The 19,612-nt window shown below is 44.4% G+C and carries 21 protein-coding genes; 6 read left to right on the forward strand and 15 right to left on the reverse strand.

Translation table 11 applies throughout. From position 1 onward, the window contains the following. Positions 1–50: 50 nt before the first annotated feature. From BUA75_RS05355 to BUA75_RS05375, 5 genes are all read right to left on the reverse strand, one after another. Entirely contained in the window at positions 51–644 is a 594-nt protein-coding gene (locus BUA75_RS05355) for a DUF2140 family protein (protein WP_072873540.1), read from the reverse strand. Between the two features lie 23 nt (positions 645–667). Further along, a complete protein-coding gene (gene nth / locus BUA75_RS05360) occupies positions 668–1,408 on the reverse strand; it encodes an endonuclease III (RefSeq protein WP_083574105.1) in 741 nt (246 codons plus the stop codon). Next, positions 1,408–2,859: a bifunctional metallophosphatase/5'-nucleotidase gene (locus tag BUA75_RS05365; protein WP_072873541.1), complete on the reverse strand. Its 1,452-nt coding sequence runs from the start codon at positions 2,857–2,859 to the stop codon at positions 1,408–1,410. Before BUA75_RS05365 ends, nth begins: the two co-directional genes overlap by 1 nt. A gap of 50 nt (positions 2,860–2,909) precedes the next feature. Continuing rightward, positions 2,910–4,478 (reverse strand): long-chain-fatty-acid--CoA ligase, encoded by a 1,569-nt coding sequence (locus BUA75_RS05370; RefSeq protein WP_072873542.1) that lies wholly within the window; start codon positions 4,476–4,478, stop codon positions 2,910–2,912. 139 nt (positions 4,479–4,617) lie between these two features. Further along, positions 4,618–5,265, reverse strand: a complete 648-nt coding sequence (locus BUA75_RS05375; protein WP_072873543.1) for a DUF1054 domain-containing protein — start codon at positions 5,263–5,265, stop codon at positions 4,618–4,620. Positions 5,266–5,445: 180 nt separating this feature from the next. Between BUA75_RS05375 and BUA75_RS05380 the strand changes: the two genes are divergently transcribed. Then, the gene (locus tag BUA75_RS05380; protein ID WP_072873544.1) at positions 5,446–6,009 is read left to right on the forward strand and encodes a transcriptional regulator; all 564 of its coding nucleotides are present in this window, start codon (positions 5,446–5,448) and stop codon (positions 6,007–6,009) included. A gap of 58 nt (positions 6,010–6,067) precedes the next feature. On the opposite strand, the gene ytvI is transcribed toward BUA75_RS05380, so the two are convergent. From ytvI to mutY, 8 genes are all read right to left on the reverse strand, one after another. Beyond that, on the reverse strand, positions 6,068–7,183 hold the full coding sequence (gene ytvI / locus BUA75_RS05385; RefSeq protein WP_238413630.1) for a sporulation integral membrane protein YtvI: 1,116 nt from the start codon (positions 7,181–7,183) through the stop codon (positions 6,068–6,070). Between the two features lie 48 nt (positions 7,184–7,231). Continuing rightward, positions 7,232–7,420 (reverse strand): hypothetical protein, encoded by a 189-nt coding sequence (locus BUA75_RS05390; RefSeq protein WP_072873545.1) that lies wholly within the window; start codon positions 7,418–7,420, stop codon positions 7,232–7,234. A gap of 7 nt (positions 7,421–7,427) precedes the next feature. After that, the gene (gene deoD / locus BUA75_RS05395; RefSeq protein ID WP_072873546.1) at positions 7,428–8,141 is read right to left on the reverse strand and encodes a purine-nucleoside phosphorylase; all 714 of its coding nucleotides are present in this window, start codon (positions 8,139–8,141) and stop codon (positions 7,428–7,430) included. A gap of 196 nt (positions 8,142–8,337) precedes the next feature. Then, positions 8,338–8,760 (reverse strand): potassium channel family protein, encoded by a 423-nt coding sequence (locus tag BUA75_RS05400; protein WP_072873547.1) that lies wholly within the window; start codon positions 8,758–8,760, stop codon positions 8,338–8,340. Between the two features lie 171 nt (positions 8,761–8,931). Further along, positions 8,932–9,657: a FadR/GntR family transcriptional regulator gene (locus tag BUA75_RS05405; RefSeq protein ID WP_072873548.1), complete on the reverse strand. Its 726-nt coding sequence runs from the start codon at positions 9,655–9,657 to the stop codon at positions 8,932–8,934. 173 nt (positions 9,658–9,830) lie between these two features. Continuing rightward, positions 9,831–12,248: a leucine--tRNA ligase gene (gene leuS, locus BUA75_RS05410; RefSeq protein ID WP_072873549.1), complete on the reverse strand. Its 2,418-nt coding sequence runs from the start codon at positions 12,246–12,248 to the stop codon at positions 9,831–9,833. Between the two features lie 148 nt (positions 12,249–12,396). Beyond that, entirely contained in the window at positions 12,397–13,008 is a 612-nt protein-coding gene (locus tag BUA75_RS05415) for a Bax inhibitor-1/YccA family protein (RefSeq protein ID WP_238413628.1), read from the reverse strand. 32 nt (positions 13,009–13,040) lie between these two features. Next, positions 13,041–14,186: an A/G-specific adenine glycosylase gene (mutY, locus tag BUA75_RS05420; RefSeq protein WP_072873551.1), complete on the reverse strand. Its 1,146-nt coding sequence runs from the start codon at positions 14,184–14,186 to the stop codon at positions 13,041–13,043. A 179-nt stretch (positions 14,187–14,365) separates the two neighbouring features. Between mutY and BUA75_RS05425 the strand changes: the two genes are divergently transcribed. Then, positions 14,366–14,593: a hypothetical protein gene (locus BUA75_RS05425; protein ID WP_072873552.1), complete on the forward strand. Its 228-nt coding sequence runs from the start codon at positions 14,366–14,368 to the stop codon at positions 14,591–14,593. A gap of 91 nt (positions 14,594–14,684) precedes the next feature. On the opposite strand, the gene BUA75_RS05430 is transcribed toward BUA75_RS05425, so the two are convergent. Next, complete coding sequence (locus BUA75_RS05430; RefSeq protein ID WP_072873553.1) at positions 14,685–15,242, reverse strand: cysteine hydrolase family protein; 558 nt, start codon at positions 15,240–15,242, stop codon at positions 14,685–14,687. A gap of 14 nt (positions 15,243–15,256) precedes the next feature. After that, positions 15,257–15,823, reverse strand: a complete 567-nt coding sequence (locus tag BUA75_RS05435; protein ID WP_242650250.1) for a DUF402 domain-containing protein — start codon at positions 15,821–15,823, stop codon at positions 15,257–15,259. Positions 15,824–15,977: 154 nt separating this feature from the next. Here BUA75_RS05435 and BUA75_RS05440 point away from each other — a divergent pair, with 154 nt between their 5' ends. The 4 genes from BUA75_RS05440 to BUA75_RS05455 all read left to right on the forward strand — a co-directional run bounded on the left by BUA75_RS05440 (position 15,978) and on the right by BUA75_RS05455 (position 19,563). Then, positions 15,978–16,895 (forward strand): ABC transporter ATP-binding protein, encoded by a 918-nt coding sequence (locus BUA75_RS05440; RefSeq protein ID WP_072873555.1) that lies wholly within the window; start codon positions 15,978–15,980, stop codon positions 16,893–16,895. Continuing rightward, positions 16,892–17,644, forward strand: coding sequence for an ABC transporter permease (locus tag BUA75_RS05445; protein ID WP_072873556.1), 753 nt, complete (start codon positions 16,892–16,894; stop codon positions 17,642–17,644). The genes BUA75_RS05440 and BUA75_RS05445 overlap by 4 nt, the downstream gene beginning before the upstream one ends. A gap of 99 nt (positions 17,645–17,743) precedes the next feature. Continuing rightward, positions 17,744–18,964 (forward strand): sensor histidine kinase, encoded by a 1,221-nt coding sequence (locus BUA75_RS05450; RefSeq protein ID WP_072873557.1) that lies wholly within the window; start codon positions 17,744–17,746, stop codon positions 18,962–18,964. Continuing rightward, positions 18,961–19,563 carry a response regulator transcription factor gene (locus BUA75_RS05455; RefSeq protein WP_072873558.1) on the forward strand — a complete coding sequence of 201 codons (603 nt, stop codon included), beginning with the start codon at positions 18,961–18,963 and terminating at the stop codon, positions 19,561–19,563. The genes BUA75_RS05450 and BUA75_RS05455 overlap by 4 nt, the downstream gene beginning before the upstream one ends. Positions 19,564–19,612 lie beyond the last annotated feature (49 nt).

A 19,612-nucleotide genomic window follows, 5' to 3' on the forward strand; every position in this document is an offset into this window, starting at 1 on the left:
GAAATGATGAGGGTAACCCAATAATAAGAGAGGAAATACAAGACCATGACTCAAGAAATCTTACTTGTCAAAGCTGGAAAAATACTGATTTCCAGTGTCAGCAGACGTGTACGAGGATTGTAAGCAAGTGCTCGAATTCGAAAGGGCGATTGAGGTCGCTCACTCAAATTAACTTGAATCATATCGTTCTGGCTCTGGAGTTGTATCCAGTTGGGCCATGGCATGCGTTCAAAAAACAGAAACAAAAGCCGGTTGGGTAGTCCTACACCACCCATACTGGATTGCTCTAACTGCAAATTCAAATTACCATTTTCAACCACAGGCAAAAAAGTCATATCGAATGGTATGACACGGCCAAGAAAAAGAATATCGAGCTGAGCTTTCCAATTATTTGCAAATTTGACTTTGGCACTTTGCAAAAACCGATTCAAATCTTTCTGACGAGGTAAATCATAGGCCAAATATGCGTTGATGGCTTCGTCTCCTATAGACATTTGGATATTTGCTGGCGTGCCCGAAGGTATGCTCTGCAATGGAACAGTTGAAGCACTCGGTTTAGGAAAACTCGTAACCCAAACCAGCAGTCCAATGGCTGCCAACAAATTTATCGAGAGAAGAACCACAAACGCTCGTTTCCAAATCATCTTCTATCCTCCTGTATGTCCATTTACAGGGACGAGGCGACCTTTTTGCCCGATCTCGTTTTTGATTTCTTCTTCTCAACTGGTGGTTTTATCTCAAACACTTTATCATTTAACCGCTTATCACTCTGCAAGCGAGGATAAAATTGACAATATTCTAAAACAGGACAAAGTTCGCACTTAGGATTTCTCGCTGTACAAACTTGCCGACCATGTTGAATCAACCAGTGATGCGTCTGGCTCCAGAGTTTTTGTGGAATACGCTGGCAAATCTGTCTCTCAGTAATATCAGGCTTCAAACTATTGGCAAGTCCTAAACGATTGGCTACGCGATTGACATGTGTATCCACTGCTAACGCTGGGATACCAAAAGCGTTTGAGACAACAACATTAGCCGTTTTTCTCCCCACTCCTGGTAAACGAATTAATTCGTCTTGAGCTTGCGGGACAAGACCATGATATTCTTTTAAAATCATTTTGGAAGCAGCAATAATATTATCCGCTTTGGCGCGAAAAAGTCCAACTTCCCTAATTTCCTCCTGTAACTCTTCCGATGTAGCCGCAGCAAATTCCTCAGGTTCACGATATTTTTGAAATAACCTTGCTGTAACCTGATTGACGCGAACATCCGTGCATTGCGCGGATAACATAGTGGCAATCAGTAATTCAAAAGGAGTCGTATAATTTAGAGCACATTTTGCATCTGGATAGGCAGCCTCTAGCTTAGCTAGCATCTTTCTTGCCTGAGACTTAGACAACAACCGCATCACTGACTCTCCTCTTCATCCACAGTAGAATCTATCTGATAACGTATCTCATTCGCTTTTTCCCAAACATTTTCCTGTTGAATATAGTTTACCAGAAGTTCTCTCACCATAGGTGCACCAAAAGTAACTTCTGTTCCGCATTGAAACTGGGGAAAAGTATGGGTTAAGTATAGATATTCACAAGTGGCAACACGATAAACGCCTTCCAAATTCATTTCTTTCCCCGCCAGCATGACCTTTTCAATCACATGCTGACCGTCCTGCAATTCTTTTGTATAAATCACTGCCCCGGCAACAGCAAGATGACCAATCACCGCTCCTCGGAACCCAAAACCCTTTCCTAATTTCATCTGAATCTCTGGTTGCAGCCCTACTTCAAGAATCGAGAGAATTTGCTGACCGGTCAGATTCATGAGTACAGGACGAGTTGGTGTGCTGCATGCTCCAAGAAGATGATATTGATCTGCACGCCCTGGCAGCAGACTGGCCGTTAAAGCTCCTGACATCATAATGGAAAGATGAGCATCATAATTCGCTAATAAAGCATCCGCTAACAAATTAGCAAAGGCAGATTCACCGCGGAAACGCACTTCTAAACGTTCTGGAATTTCCGCTACTTGTTTGCCCATCACTGTGTCAATCTCCGACCGCCAAGATTCATAGGCTGCCAGCATAGCCCTATCAAGGGGTTCATATTCATTCACTTCTACAAGTTCCACACTTACAGAACCTACTCGCTTCTCATCTGAAACCCATTCCAGCGACACATGCCCAAAAGCGCGACCATGCTTGCCAGCCTGAAAAATGTAGGTATGACCGACGACTTCCGGCTCGTGCATAAAGTGATGCGTGTGCCCTCCTAAAATCACGTCTATTCCTGGAACACGTTGCGCTAAAACGCGATCGTCAAAAAGGCCCAAATGGGAGAGGCAGATGACTACACTGCAACCTTTCCCGCGCAGTTCTTGAACAACCTCTTTCGCCGTTTCAAAAGGCGGAGCAGCCTTAACACCAAGCGGTTGATAGGCAAGTGGATAAGCTGCCGTCAATCCAAAAACTCCTATGGTCACATTTTCCTGAGATAAAATCAACGCGCGATCAAAAAAAGGAAACGATTGACCATTGAGCTGCTGAAGATTGGCACAAAGTATACGCGTGTTTGCTAAGTTACCGAGTTCCCCCCATACACTGCTGGGTAAAGTAAGACCCTCGTTGTTCCCAAAAACCCATGCATCTACAGATAGAGCGCGCATCATAGCCGCGTTGACTCTGCCCAGCGACGCCTCAGTTTCCGGACGAACGCGGTCGATTAAATCTCCAATATCAAACGTCCATACTACTTCCTTGGAAGCTGTCAAATTTGCACGAAGAGCGCGCAGGCGATGGCCTACGCGCATATAATTTTCGAGAGAGCTGTGCAAATCGTTTGTGTGCAGCAAATGAATTTTCATGCGGTCATCCCCCTCGATATCCATGACCGCGCGATTTCGGATACCGTTTGCTAACTTTTTAGCGCACGGCGGAGCACTTTACCAACGGCTGACTTAGGCAAACTATCCCTAAATTCGAAGCTGCGTGGAACTTTATAAGCAGCAAGTTGCTCCCGGCAAAACGCGTGAAGCTCTTCCTCACTGACCGACATGCCTGGCCTTAGAACCACGTAAGCCTTTACCGTCTCTCCCCGATAATCATCCTCTACACCAATTACAGCGGCTTCTAGAATAGCCGGATGGCGATAGAGCGCTTCCTCTACTTCGCGCGGATATACATTGTAACCACTGGCGATAATCATATCTTTTTTACGATCGACGATAGAAAAAAATCCATCCTCATCCATAGTAGCAATATCTCCTGTCAACAGCCAGCCATCCAAAAGTACTGCTGCCGTCTCCTCAGGACGCTGCCAATAGCCTAACATAACCTGAGGTCCAGCAATGGCTAATTCTCCTTCACTGCCAACCGGAACTTCTTCTGCTGGATTATCAGGATTGACAATCTTCGCAGACGTACCTGGAATAAGCTTACCAATACTGCCTATTTTACGAGATGCAAGCGATGGATTGCTGTGTGTGACGGGTGACGCCTCGGATAATCCATAACCTTCTAAAACAGTTGCGCCAGTGACCTGTTCAAAAATTTCCAAGACCTTCACAGGCATAGGTGCTCCCCCGCAATTGCATACGCGCAAAGAAGACAATATATCCGAACCGGGTGTAACAGCTTGAGCCAGTGCTACATACATAGTGGGGACAGCTGGAAACAAAGTTATTTTATAATTTTGGATCGCATCTAGAGCATCCTGTACGGAGAAACGCGGCAAAATCACCAAGGGAATACCACTGACAAGAGGAAGATTCATGGCAACTGTCATAGCGTAGACATGAAAAAACGGTAAAGCAGCCAGCGTAATATCGTCCGGTCGAACACCGTTTTCAACAGTATGCGTGGACTGAATGGCATTAGCTACAATATTTCTGTGCGAAAGCATAGCACCTTTAGGTCGACCTGTAGTCCCTCCGGTATATTGCAACACAGCGAGAGTATCAGCAGGTGAAAGATTCTTTACAGGTTCAGCAGGACTTGCGGCCATCAGCACTTCCATAAATGAAACTGCTTGAGTCGGCAGAGAGTCTGTCGCTCCTCCTTGTAAATTTACTACCACAAGGTCTTGTAAAGCATGTCTTTCTGTCATTTTTTCAAGAACAGGTAAGAATGAATCGAGTAAAATCAGCATGCGCATACCCGAATCTTCAAGTAAATAGGAGAGTTCTGGAGCGGTGCTCATGGGATTGACCTGCACTACGACAGCACCAATTCCCGTAATAGCATAATAAGCTATAACGTACTGAGGGCAGTTTGGCAACATGATACCCACGCGATCGCCCTGTTGAATACCTTTTGAGCGCAAAAAACCCATAAATTTTTTGACAGCTCCCAGTAACTGACCATACTTTAAAGTATGCCCCATAAAGTGAATTGCCGCTCCGTCTGGATTGCGACTCGCAGATTCGGCCAACATATCAAAAATCATCTGATTAGGTATATCGATAGCGGCTCCACTAGCAATCATTTCTTTACCTCCTGACACCGTGTCATGATAAGGCTTACATTGAGGCATTCGTGATATAAAGCGAGTTTCCTGCTAGATAATCGAGACTTCCAAATATTTTATGACGATCCGTCATTATTGATGACCTTGCAATAAATGTTCATCCATTTCCAATATCGGATGTCAACTGGTAGATGGACAATAGACGTTGAAAGACCTCTTGAAATGAAGCTAACGCTTGATGGGCTTGCATCTCAAGAATTTGCTCGGCAGACCATTTTTTTCCTATCAACAAGTCTCCTTGGCGACGATTTTTACATTTTTCCGCCATATCTTTAAATTTTTCCACATGAACATCCCGTGCTGAAAGATAAATTGGTTTCGTATGATCTTCCATCCAAAAATAGTCCGCTGGAATATGTTTGATAATCGTTTCTGCATGGTTTTCGAGACGTTGAACAATCGCTGATTTATTGGGGGACTCGTAGAGAACGCCAAACATGACAAAAACATGTGTTGGCCAAATACCCAATTGAAAATGTGGATGCTGTTTATAGCCACGAGGATTCTCTGAGAATGCTACCCACGTATCTTTAGGAGGATTGACTGTCCGTCTTGCATGTTTGGCTACATGAGCATAAACAGGACGATGTAAATCATAAGAGAGTTGTTGCGCAAACTGAGCACCGATTTTTTCTAACTTAGGTCGAATAACAGATTTAATGGCTTGCATTCTTCCATCGAGATCGGGCACATCAAATACTGAAAAGTCGTCTGCTTGAAATACCGGAAAATCTTCTAAATTCAACCTGTTCTCTTCCTTTCCATTCAAATGTTCCTACGTTTTTTTCAGAAATTTGTTCACGATTGCAAGGTTGCAACATAACATACTCATAAAAGCTGCAACGTACGCAAAGGTTACTTGCCTTTGTTGAAATCTTTCAGAAACCTCCCTCTTGAAAAGGTTGGTTGCAAAGGAGGAAATACAGTGACATCTGATGAAAAAACGGTGTCTCGTTCTGACGCCTGGTCTCCAGAAGACGATGTGAAGCTAGCAAATCTTGTACTTCAACATATTCGTTCTGGAAGCACTCAATTGCGCGCTTTTGACGAAGCTGCCACATTATTAGGCCGAACATCCGCTGCTTGCGGCTACCGATGGAACGGTGTTGTTCGCAAACACTATCGGGATGAAATTGAAAAGGCAAAAGAAGAAAGGAAAACGAGTAAAGTACATTCGAGTATTCAAGAAGTAGAGACTTCAGACTCCAATCCACATCAGAAAAGCGTATCGCAGGAATTGTCAATGACCGATATTTTACATTTTCTGCAAACGTACGAACAAAAGTTTCAACATCTCCAGCAGCACGCTTCTCAGCTAGAAAATCTGAATAAAGATTTGGCCAATCGGATTGGACAATTGGAAGTACAAGTAATCCACCCTCAAAGCAGTTCTTTTACAGAAATATCTTCAGAACAGCTTGATGATGATTCAAAAACACTGTTTGCAATCTTACAACGCGCAAAAAAGATTTTACAGGATTCTCATTAAGGCTGTAGGTTTCCATCTTCAGACAGCTTAGTGCACTTTCGAAAAGGTATAATCCACACTATTTAACTTGTTCCTCAGAGTCAAGCATTGGATTTACTGAGTTGGGAAGCAAATCAACAAACAAATGTGAAGCAAACAGGCTCTTTACCGCAATGAGCAAAATGGGGCCAATGAACAAACCTATAAAACCCATAGCTTGTAAACCTACGTAGAGTGCAAATAGCGTGGAAAGTATATCAAGTCCTACGTTATTGGCAAGAAATTTAGGTTCAATCAAATGCCTGAGTATCGAAACACCCACTTGCAATGAGAGTATTTTTATGGCAATGGACAGATGACCGGTTGTAAAGGCCAGTAGAGCCCAAGGTACAGTTAACAACGCAGATCCCACAATAGGTACTATACCAAAGAGACCAAACAGAATTCCAAGCAGTACAGCAAACCTAAAGTGCAAGAGAAGAAGTCCGCCAATGCCAAGCACAGCAGATAGAATCATCAGTAATAATTGAACCCGGATGGTACCCACAAACGCTTTATGAATATCGCGAATAACACCTTCCATTTTAGCGGACCATCCGGGAGGCAGTATACGAAAAAAACGTTTTGTCATGCTCTCCCTATGCAATAACAAGAAAAAGGCTGTAATGACTGCAATAATGGCAACAAAAATAGTTTCTGGCAGATGCGTGACGGACATTAGCACTTCTGTCGCAAATTTTTGCAACCATTTTTCTGCACTCGCTAATACGTGCACAAAAGTATTCTGCAGTTGATTCGCCACCTGTGGCGGCAAATTACCGTATAAGATCTCGCCGCGCAGGACTTGTTGATGAATCCATAGCTCTCCTGAACGCAGTAAATATTCAGAACCCAGCGTCAAGGTTGGCGCTTCTCTTGCCACACCAACAATAGCCGCGACAAAAAAGACGACCAGTAATGCCACACAAATACCGAGCGTCAGCAATACAGCTAATAAGCGCGGTATACGAATTTCTTCCAAAAAGCGAACCACAGGCAATAACAAGACAGCCACTATCCAGCCAAGAATGAATGGAAGAATATATTTTAATAGTAATCCAACAACAAGAATGACCAGAGCGACAAAAAGAAACAACGCGGCAACTTCTGCTACGCGCAACCAATATTTATGCAGGCTTTCTTCACGTGCCAGCACCGCCTTGCTCCTCTCTGCCGATGCTCAATTTCAACATTCAGATAGCCATTACACTTTGCGCAAAAAAACTCGACGCAATGTAAAACCCGTACCAATAAGTAAAAATGCCAAAATAAAGAGTAATGTAGCCTCGATATTATGTTTGGGTATGGACATAATGTAACTGGCTGATGCTAACGAAGCTGCTCCGAAAATGGCAAAAAGCAACATAATTATTTTTTGTCCACGTGACATCATGATGACATTAACCCTCCTCAACTATCATCGCTTCTAAAGCTATTTCCATCATATCACGGAAGGAAGTTTGTCTCTCTTCCGAAGTCGTGGTATCTCCTGTCAGGATATGATCACTAATGGTAAGAATAGAAAGTGCCCTGCGTCCATAGCGAGCTGCCAAGGTATAGAGCGCAGCGGTTTCCATCTCAACTGCCAACACTCCGTAATTTTGCAGTCGCTGATAGATGCTTTCATCTTCATGATAAAACGTATCGGACGTAAAGATATTACCTACCCAATATTTTCTTCCGATCCGTTCGGCTACGTGATAAGCTTGTTCCAGCAACGCGAAATCAGCGGTTGCTGCATAGTGAACACCTGGCAAGCGCAGACTCGGCACAGCAGAATCTGTGGAAGCACTCATGGCTAAAACGATATCTCTAACCTTCATATCTGCATGAAGCGCCCCTGCAGTACCTACACGTATGAGTCGCCGGACTCCATAATCAACCATCAATTCATGAGCGTAAATCGAAATCGAAGGCACACCCATCCCTGTTCCCTGCACAGAAACTCGGTTCCCTTTATAAAATCCAGTAAATCCATACATTCCTCGTACTTCATTATACATTTGCGCATTCTCTAAATAATTGTCAGCTATAAACTTAGCACGTAACGGATCGCCCGGAAGCAAAACAGATTCGGCAATTTCCCCGTGCTTGGCAGCTAAATGAATGCTCATTGAATGTTCTCCTCGTTTTTATTCGTATTATGCCACTTCTATGGAATGGAGAAAAGCGCCGAGATACGACAATTTGCCCAGCCAAACAAACCTGGGCAAATGGACTAGGCTATGGGACGGGTCCTCTGATGAATTGGGAGGAATATCACATAAAACTTGCATAGGGGGTAATCATAAAATATTCAACATCCAACCTTCAGGCAGGAAGATTAGCTACAAAATAACGTTGACATAATGTCCAAGCTTCACTACAATCACGAGCCACAATAACACGATGAGCGCCACTGCGACGGTAAAGACGAATTTTATTGGCATCAGCAGTCAACACAATGACTAATGGAATATTGGCTTCCCGTAACGACTGCGCTATCAAAGCTGTCCGAACAAAATCACTGTCTTCTTCAATCAAGGCTACATCAAACTGATAAGAAGATACCGCTCGAATAACATCTGTTTTTCTTGCATCTGTTTCAATGAGCGCTTTACCGTATCTCGATTTTAATTCTCCTCGATGCCCTTCAAAACAATCAAGTACATGAGCTTCAAGACCAAGCGCTTGAGCACGATGCAAATATTCCAGTCCTGAATTAGACAAGCTGGCAATAAGTAACTTTGTCATATAGCTCTCTCCCCCGCTCCAAATGGAAGCGCTTACAGGACTATTATACACCAATCTTCATCATTATAACAGTGACAATAACCAAATGGGCTTGCTCTATTGTGATCAAATTTTTTCGCTAGCTACAAGTCTTACTCTCTATTCAGAACGGATTTTCACGGTGTCGATGCGTTATCTGTCTGCCTTGGTGGGCTTTTTCTCCTCAGTTGCGGCGGCATCCATTTCCCCCTGTCGGGCACGAGCTACTGCAGAACGCAGTTGATCGCCATACCTATAGACAATTTCTCTTGCTTCGCGAACTTTCTCCATTTGTACAGCATGATATAATTCGCGGCAAATGGAAATACCGAGATCACCCGGCAAACCAAGCACACGCAGAGCAGAGCGAAATGGCTCCTGTAAAATGCGAAAAGCATTTTCTAAAATAGAGTTTTCAGCCACTTGAGCTAGCACTTCAAAAAAACGTAACTCAGCAGACAGGCGCGCTTCCATATGATGAGCGGCACATTCCATCTCAAATACAGCATAAGACAGTGCACTGTAATCGCGGCTGCCTCGCTCTCGAGCAGCCACCGTTGCCACACCTGCCAACACGGCAATCAATGTGTCGAGCAGGTCTTCGACCTCGCCAATGCCCAGTAACCACGCAGCCTCCAACGGCTCCATCCACATCTCTACACTCGCCGTTCGCACATAAGTTCCATCGCCATGGCGAAACTCTACCAGCCCTTGACCACGCAACATTCCTAGCGCTTCTCGCACTGTTGCTCTGCTGCATTGGTAAGTTTCCGCCAAATGAGCCAACGGCGGCAACTTTGTTCCAGGGCGGTATTCACCTGACTCTATTTGTGAACGAATTTTTTGTGCTACACGCATATACAGTTTATGAGATTCCATGGACGTTCCTCGCTTCGCAGAATGAGCGGCCTACGCCCTAAGATACTGATCTTTTCGCCTATATTTATCTTCCAAGCGCAGAATCTACAGTTTGAGATCAAAGCCACTCAGTGACCACTCCCTTACCGAAAGGCAGGGACTTCTCAGAACACGCATCGACAGCCTACATTCGCTCAAGCTTTCACGACAAGATTCAACAACTTGCCAGGAACGTATACTTCCTTGACAATGACACCATCGTTTAACCATCCTATAATTTCTGGAAGCTTCTTGGCAGACGCAATGACCGCTTCTTGAGAAGCATCCGCTGGCATGCGCAAATGACCGCGCACTCTGCCATTAATTTGTACCACAAGTTCAACCTCATCATCACGCAACCATTTTTCATCCACTTTTGGCCATGATGTCGCAAAAACGGATGACGAATGTCCCAAAAGCGACCAAAGTTCCTCGCCCAGATGGGGAGCAAACGGAGACAGACAAACAGCCAAAGTTTCTAAAGTAGCTAGATCTAGTCCATGTGCGCTTTCCGCCTGCAACGCGTTGATATATTCCATAAAGGCACTTACGGCGGTATTAAAGCGGAACTGCTCCATTCGTTCTGTCAGCGTAGCCACAAAACGATGACGCAACTTGTTCAAACTGTCACGTGCCGGAACAGGTTCACCCATAGCTTGAGCGAATAGTCGATATAACCTCTGCAGAAAACGAGCGACACCTTCCAATCCGTTGGTATTCCATTCCGCTTCATCTTCGGGTGGCCCCACAAACATTTCGTACATCCGCAGTGCATCAGCACCGTATTTGTCAATAATTTCATCCGGACTCACAACGTTTCCTTTTGATTTGCTCATTTTTGCACCGTTTAACGTGATCATACCCTGCGTAAAAAGGTGCTGAAACGGTTCATCAAAGTCAATCATTTGAAGGTCATGAATGACTTTTGTAAAGAAACGCGCATAGAGAAGATGCAATACCGCATGCTCCACACCGCCAATATACATATCCACAGGCAACCAGGCATCCGCTTTTTCCTTGCTAAATGGAGCGTTTGGATTGTGCGGGTCGACATAACGCAAAAAATACCAACTGGACCCTGCCCACTGTGGCATTGTGTCTGTTTCTCGACGTGCCGCCCCCCCACATCGTGGACACGTAGTATTTACGAATTCGGGAATGGCCGCAAGTGGCGATTCACCAGTGCCTGTTGGCTCGTACTTTTCCACATCAGGCAGACGAACAGGCAAATCGTCTACAGGCACTGGAACAGTCCCACACGTATCGCAATAAAGGATAGGAATAGGTTCGCCCCAGTAACGCTGGCGGGCAAATACCCAGTCACGCAACCGATAAGAAATGGTTTGCTCCCCTTTTTTCTTCTCTTCAAGCAATTGAATCATGGCCTTCTTGGCATCTGCTACCGTCAGACCATTGAGCCCCTCTGAATTGACCAGCACACCATCCCCTAGGTAAAGAACTCCATCTTCTGCTTCCTTTCCTGGCTCTGTTACCACTGTACGAATGGGTAGACCAAACGTCTGGGCGAATTCAAAATCTCTTTCATCATGTGCGGGAACGGCCATAATTGCACCAGTTCCATAATCCATCAAAACATAATCAGCTATCCAAATGGGCAACTCCGCACCAGTAAGAGGATGGATAGCGTACGCACCTGTAAATACGCCAGTTTTGCTCTTGTCCACAATCTGCCGGCTAACAGCTGATTTTTTTAAGGTTTCTTCCACATACGCGTTCACTTCGTTTTGCTTTTCAGTTGTGCTGATCTTCTGAACCAACGGATGTTCTGGAGCAAGCACCATATAGGTAGCGCCATACAGCGTGTCGGGCCGAGTACTGAACACCTCAATTTGCTCATCGGGATGTCCTGCGACACCAAATAGAATTCGCGCTCCTTCACTTCGACCAATCCATGCTCGTTGCATGCGTTTCACATGTTCCGGCCATTCGAGTTTATCGAGATCGTCCAACAGCCGATCTGCATAAGCGGTAATTTTGAGCATCCACTGATTCATTTCCCGCTTTGTCACTTCCGCACCACAGCGGTCGCAACAACCATCGACAACTTCTTCATTAGCAAGGCCTGTTTTACAACTGGGGCACCAATTAATTGGCATTTTCTTGCGATAAGCCAGTCCTTTTTCAAACATTTTCACAAAGAAAAATTGTGTCCAGTGATAGAAATCTGGAGAACTTGTATTCACTTCCCGATCCCAATCATACAAAGCGCCAATCTGTTCCAGCTGACGCTTGAAATTTTGAATATTTTTGGACGTTGATAGGGCTGGATGAACACCATGGGCAATCGCGTAATTTTCTGCTGGCAAACCAAACGCATCCCAACCCATGGGATGCAACACATCATAACCCTGTAAGAGTTTGTAACGACTCCAGACATCAGAAATGGTATATCCTCGCCAATGTCCTACATGTAATCCCTCTCCTGAAGGGTAGGGAAACATATCCAAACAATAATATTTTGGTTTTTGACTGTCTTCTTGAACACGACTCATATTGTCTTTTTTCCATTTTTCTTTCCATTTAGCCTCAATGGTTTTTGCTACATATTCCAACGTCACCACTCCTGCCGTTCCACTACAGATTGGAAAGCAGTATACCGCAATCCCAGGCAGAAGAAAAGTCGGACATTCAGCCCGACCTTTTTTATGCCAACAATTTTCACTTTTTGCGAGCCATCAGATAGCTCCTGCAATAGAATCGTTAACGGCGCGAATTTGAACTAACTCCGAAGAACTGGAGAATAAACAGGAAGAGGTTGATGATGTCCAAGTAGAGTGACAAAACAATCCAAGGAACATATTGTTCAGCTACACCGTATTTGGAAAGACGGTTCACGTCAAAAAGAATATAGCCAATAAATATGGCAATTCCGATGAAAGAGTAGATCAATTGTCCGGTAGTTCCAAAGTGCACGAAGAAGGACACAATCCCCATCAAAATCAGGGCGATGAGTCCAATAAAAAGAAATCCGCCGAGGAATGAAAAATCCATGGAACTGCGAGACGCTACAATACTTGCAACCAAAAAGGAAATTGCTGTTACACCAAGTGCCTCCAATACCAGACCTGAACCGTAAGTTTGCGTGTAATACGCAATCGTTGGGTAAAGTGTTAACCCAGAAATGAAAGTGAAACTAAAAACAAATGGATAGCCAATGGTTCGCCTGCGCTGAAGAAACATGGCCACCACAATCATAATAATCTCCGCAAACATAGCAATACTCACCAAAACGGGAGGCACGAATTGCCCAGCGTAAACGCCAATCGTCGCAAACAAAAGTGAAGCAAACAATCCTAAAAACACTCTACTCATTAAGCTTCCACGAGATACTGAGTACGTCTGCATCAAATATTCACCCTTTCGCTTAACAGTTTCTCCAAAATTTTTTCATACACTCGCGGCCACGCATATTTGTCCCAATCTTCCACAGGAACCCAAATCATGAGCTCCATTCTTTTCTGACTCTGTCCAAAAAGTTTCTCTAAAGCTAAACCCACTGGACGACAAACATGAACTTCCCATTCAAGATGAGTAAAGACGTGCTTCTCTGTGGCAACTGGCACCAGATAGGGTTGAGGTGATTCGCTGATCTCATCCGCGAGCAAAGAACCTGCAACCAAACGTTCCATTAAAGATTCGGCCAAGCGCAAAGCAGAAGGCAACTCGGAGCCGCCATCCTCTGTCCGCTCTTCGGACAAAGACGGCAATTGCCACATTCCCCCTAATAAGCCTTCCTCAGGACGCTGTTCAATGAGCAACTGACCTGCGTGTTCTAACCAAAGGGCACTCACCAGCATCTTTTTACGAGCAGCCTTAGCCACTTTCACAGGCAATTCTGCGGCACAGCCTTCACGTTTCGCCCTGCAACCCTCGGCAAGCGGACATAACAAACATTGTGGCGATCTCGGTGTACAGACAATCGCGCCAAGTTCCATGATCGATTGTGTTACGTCCGATGGAACATCGTTTGTCAGCCAATATTCGAGCAATTTGCGTATCCTTCGAACAACGTTGGTGTTACGTACCGGCTCGCGAATACAAAGCAAGCGTGACATTACGCGCAGTACGTTGCCGTCAATAGCTGGCTCAGGTTGACCCATAGCAATGCTGAGTACAGCCCCCGCAGTGTAATCCCCTACGCCTGCCAATTGCAACCATCCGTCTCTCGTCTTGGGAAAATCTCCACCCCATTCTTGACAGACCTGTTTTGCAGCAAGGTGTAAGTTTTTAGCGCGCCGATAATAGCCCAGCCCTTGCCAATGTTTGAGCACCTGTTCTTCGGAAGCTTTGGCTAAATCAGCGACACCAGGAAACGCTGAAAGAAAGCGCAAATAGTAAGGAATGACCGTCTCCACTCGCGTTTGCTGCAACATGGTTTCAGAAACCCAGATGGCGTAAACATCGCAAGTTCTTCGCCATGGCAAATCGCGACGGTTTTGTCGGTACCACGTCACCAGTTTATGTCCATATTCCTGAAAATTTTCATCCATGACGATCTCTGTTGATGATTTTCACAGCTTTCTTGCTCAGAATGCTGCCCCTACCTCCTTTAAACCTTTAGAAAAAACACTGCCGCGAGAGGAAAAGATCCCTGTTGATATTATACAGCGTTTTAAATCATGCGTACATTCCTGCAAAATGGACACACTAGCGGCGGGAGGTGCTAACCATGTGGGATATGATGAACGGGGTTGCCAATTCTGTGCGTGGCCGATTTATGCCCCGCCGACGAAACGGTATCGGCACAATGACCGCCTTAGTAATTGGTGCGAGTGTCGGTATCGCGGCCTGGGAAGCGTTCCGTAAAACGCAAAACGCGCCGCGAATGAATTCTGGCTCAGTCGGCAATGGCGCTGCGCAAATCGCATCAGAAGTCATGAAGGAGATTCAGGAGTAGCCCCACTCGCAAGAGCCCTCACTGGCAGCGGAACAGAAGCGGGAAGGCAAAAAGCCATTCCGCTTCTTCTCCCGTTTATTCTGCTAAACATTTACACAACTTCTGCACCAAATGTAGCCGGAAAATGCCGCAAGCTATCCAAATGACCAACTTCGTTAAAAGAAGCTACTCCCTGCTGATGAACAACCAGACGCAAATTGCGAGATTGTGCCGTTTTCCATTCATAAAGACCGTTCAACGTGTAGCGCACACAGATATCCGTGCAAACACCCACGAGATGAATTTCGTCCACTTCATACTCTTCCAGAATGGAAAGCAAATTTGTACCAGAAGTAGCATTGTACTGTTTTTTAGATAGGGTTAACCATTGACCCTGTTTTGCCAATTCATGCAAACTTGAGATTTCTTCCACCAACTCTTGTCCCCATGTACCGCGTAGATTATGAGGAGGAAATAGACCAGAGGATATTTCCCAATCTTCCGGATCATGGTTGTCTCTGGCATCTACAACAAGTTGCCCATGGGTCAGAAAATTTTTCACTTGTTGACGACAATACGGCAATATCGCCAAGCCTGCCTCGCCACAATTTAATGAACCTTCCAAACGTATAAAATCATTGGACAAGTCAATCAATAACAGCATTTTCATGACAGTTTTCGCTCCTAGGGATAGCGTCTGTTAATACCGTACTTATGTTTCCAGATATTATAAGACAATCGACTTCGCTTCATAGAGTCTACAAACTTTTGAGTATTGTCCAACACTCGACGCGCTTCTGCTGGGGAAACTTGACGTGAAAATACCGCCTCGCCAAATTCCTCCAAGTCGATAACATGGTAATAAGAGCGCTCATAAATGAGAACGTCCACATACATATCTTCAATGTAGATGTACTCCTGGTCTTCCCACACTTTAACGAGATCGACATAATGGTCAAATCTCAGACGAGGATGTTTGACAGGAACCCCATCATCCAGACAAGTACTGACTCCAATACCCCATTGTGGATATATCTCCCGCATGTGATTGGTATATCCCGCTTCAAAAGCGGGACGCTGAATAACCACCAATCCAGGTCGACGAAATAAACGTTCTACTTTGAACGGCTCATTGCTCCTGTCAATACCACGCTCTTCGCGCTTATGAATTTGTTGGACGCGACCTGGGCGTAACGCCATTGCGTCAATAACTCCTCCCTGTAAAGAACCATCTTCCAGTAAGCGTACCATGATTCACCGGTCTGAACAAGAAAGTTGGTATGTATACAAGTACGCAAATCAGTGACAATTGTCATGGTTCTATTGTGACGCAGGTGACTAGATATGAAAAACATTTTTCATTACCTTTTTCATAAGAGATTGAAAAAAAGTGGAGGATGACAAATTGACATCCATTCTTGAGTTTCAAAACGTAAGCAAGAACTATGGCAGTAAACGCGCCGTTGACAACCTGTCTTTTAGTATTGAAAAAGGTACCATTGTAGCACTATTAGGTCCAAACGGCGCCGGAAAAACAACCACAATGGCTATGTTGCTCGGTCTGATTCAACCAACAGACGGCAAGATCACTGTGTTACATGGCAATCCTCGCCAGCCCGCTACACGCCGACAAATTGGGGCCATGCTACAGAATGTGTCTTTGCCAGACAAGATCAGTGTACAAGAACTTCTGCAACTGTTTCGCAGCAATTATCCAAACCCAGCTTCACTGGAAACATTGTTACAAATGACAGGCTTGACTGCAGAGCGTCACAAAGATGCCAGCAAATTATCAGGCGGTCAGCAGCGCAGAGTTCAATTTGCTCTAGCCATGGCTGGAAATCCTCAATTCCTCGTGCTTGATGAACCGACGACTGGAATGGATGTGAATAGTCGCCGGGATTTTTGGCATCAATTGAGGGGATATACAAAAAACGGAGAACGAACACTTTTACTTTCCACTCATCATTTAGAAGAGGCCGATGCTATTGCCGATCGCATTTTAGTCATCCAACACGGCAAATTGATTGCTGATGGCTCACCTGCTGAAATTAAAGCGAAAACTGGCTGGAGTTATATACGCATGCAAATAGGTGAAGGTTTCACGGCGGCAGACTTGCAATGTTTTTTAACCTCCGAAGACGAATGCTCTATGGAAGGTCGTAAAGTACAAATTCGGACACGCGACTCTGACTCCCTATTGCGTAAGTTACTTCGAACTGAATTGCCCCTCTCTCAAATTGAAGTCAGTCAAGGCAAACTGGAAGATGCTTTTTTCGCAATCACGAATAAGGAGAACTATGAGGAGGTCACTGTCTCTTGAAGGCTTATTGGGCTCAATGTCGCTTTGAATTGAAACGATCCATGCGCAACCGAAGGCTGATTATTTTAAGTTTGTTGCTGCCGCTTTTTTACTATTTTTTCTACGTAAATTTATATGGGAACAGCTCACAAACTTTGAGTGGTTTGCCTTGGAAAACCTATTTCCTGATGTCTATGGCCAGTTTTGGAACCATTGGCACAGTCATGAACTCGCTTGCCAACCGCGTCGCAGTAGAACGCACGCAAGGCTGGCTAAAATTATTGCGCACCACGCCTTTGACAAGCAGGCAGTATATCCTCAGTAAAATTGTCACACAACTTTTGCTTGCTTTTTTGACAATTCTTATCATGTTTGCGGCTGCTGCTATTTTTACGCACGTTCATATGCCGATTCGTCTCTGGATAGGCGCATTGCTTGGTATAATGTTTGCATCTTTACCCTTTATGGCACTTGGTTTTACTATTGGCGTGTTGGCTGGTGAAAATGCGGCGAGTGTGGCTTCTTCAGCTGCATATATACTACTCTCCATCTTTGGTGGATTGTGGTTTCCTGTCGCCATCATGCCTCATTGGATGCAACACTTAGCCCATTGGTTGCCAACTTTTCGAATGGCCAATGTCGCCTGGAGAATTGTTGACCATCAATTTCCTTCTACCACTGACATCTTACTATTGCTCACATATTTTGTGATTTTTGTGGTGATAGGCGGCTTAGCGTTTAATCGCGATCAAAAAAATCTCTCTGTCTAAAATCAAGAAGTGATTAAGTGTGCTTGTTCTTACATGGATTGATTCAATTTTTCAGCAGCTATGAAGAAATGGAATTGAAAGATAAGTGAGGGATTGCGAATGAAAATGTTCAATCATCTCTTTTTCGTTCGCACATCCTATCAATTGTTGCTCGTTATCCCTGCTATCTATTTGTTTGATGTACATGGTATCACTCAGCGTATTATTGGGTTTCTGCTTCTCATCTTAACAGCGTATTTATATTCGTTTGCTTTTCGCAAACCGATTCGTATATGGCATTACTTCTCTATTGTCATTCAGGCGGCCATCATTCTCTCGCTCGCCTGGTTTTATTCAATAGGATATTTTTATATGGAGTACTATTTGATTGCCATTATCATTTTCTCAGTTCCTCCTTTAGTAGCTAAAAAACTGATTGCACTTACTCAACTCATCTTTGCTGCAGAAGCTGTATGTATGATTCATTATCAGCATTTGTCTTGGGGCCCTGCTCTTCTGGTTTACATTACTGTATCTCTCAGCGTATTTGCCATGTACTTTATTATGAGCCAACAAATCCGACTGAACGATGCCAATTTGAGACTTCGTCAACAAAATGCTGAAATCGAATTTTTAACACAGATCAATGAGAGGGAACGTATTTCTCGTGAATTGCACGATGTCATGGGTCATGAACTGGCGAGCTTGACATTGGGTGCCCAACTAGCTCAACGTCAATTGCAACATGGTCATTACGAAGCAGCAGAACAGGAACTAAAATTTATAGAAACCGCGGCACGGGAAGCCTTGAACAGAGTCAGACAGTACATCGCCGTTAATCAAACTCGCCTATTCCATGAAGAATTACACATGATTAGCACTTTTCTGGAGAAGGCTGGTTGGTCTGTTTCGACCGAAATCTCACCGTGTATACCGCAGAATCATCCTACGCTCCAAGTCTTCGCTGCGTGTTTGCGTGAAATTTCAAGCAATATCGTTCATCATAGTGAAGGAGAAAATGTATGGATTCGTCTACTTCGGGACCAAACCGGAGAAGAGGAGAAAATATGGATGCTTGTACAAAATGATGGACAATCCAAAAAAGCAACCGGATCGGCCAGAAAAGGATTAGGGCTGATGGGCATCCAGAGTCGAATTTCAGCAGCTGACGGACAAGTTTTCCACTGGCAAGGTGAAAAGCCAAAACACCTTGATTTACCGAATGATTTACACGTGCAATCTCTGCATGAAGGATACAGTATATTACTTGTACTACCCCTCCTTCAGAAAACGAAACAGAAAATTCATGAACCTCACCAGGATATTGAGGTGTCCGAATGATAAAACTCTTTATTGCTGAAGACCAAAGGTTAGTCAGACGAGCGTTAGCTCAATTGCTATCCTTTGAAAGCGATTTTGAAGTCGTAGGTGAAGCAGCAGACGGTGATGAGGCCATAGCTGGTCTTCGTTCAACTTCTGTCGATATTGCCATGTTGGATATTGAGATGCCAAAAATGAGCGGATTGGACGTAGCACAATGGATCAAACGGGAAAAGCCGGAATGTCGAATTATTATTGTGACTACTTTTGCCCGCCCTGGTTATATACAGCGTGCGATTTCCAGTGGCGCAAACGGTTATTTGTTAAAGGACGCTGAATTTACTGAACTAGCGTCAGCCATCCGTAAAGTAGCAGCAGGAGGAAAGGTCATTTCTCCCGAACTGGTATTTTCCGCTTGGGAATTTCAAAATCCTCTAAGCCCGAAAGAAATTGATATCTTACGTTTGGCAACTAAAGGATATTCAACGAAAGAAATAGCTTTAAAACTGCATTTAAGTGATGGAACAATTCGCAATTATCTATCCGATATCCTGAGCAAACTGCATGTTTCCTCCCGCTATGAAGCTGCTCGGCTTGCTCATGAACAAGGATGGCTTTAATTCTCACATGCACCAAATTCATGACTAGACCATACATACCATGAGCATA

It is taken from the genome of Alicyclobacillus tolerans (assembly GCF_900142255.1).
In the GTDB taxonomy this organism is placed as follows: domain Bacteria; phylum Bacillota; class Bacilli; order Alicyclobacillales; family Alicyclobacillaceae; genus Alicyclobacillus_I; species Alicyclobacillus_I tolerans.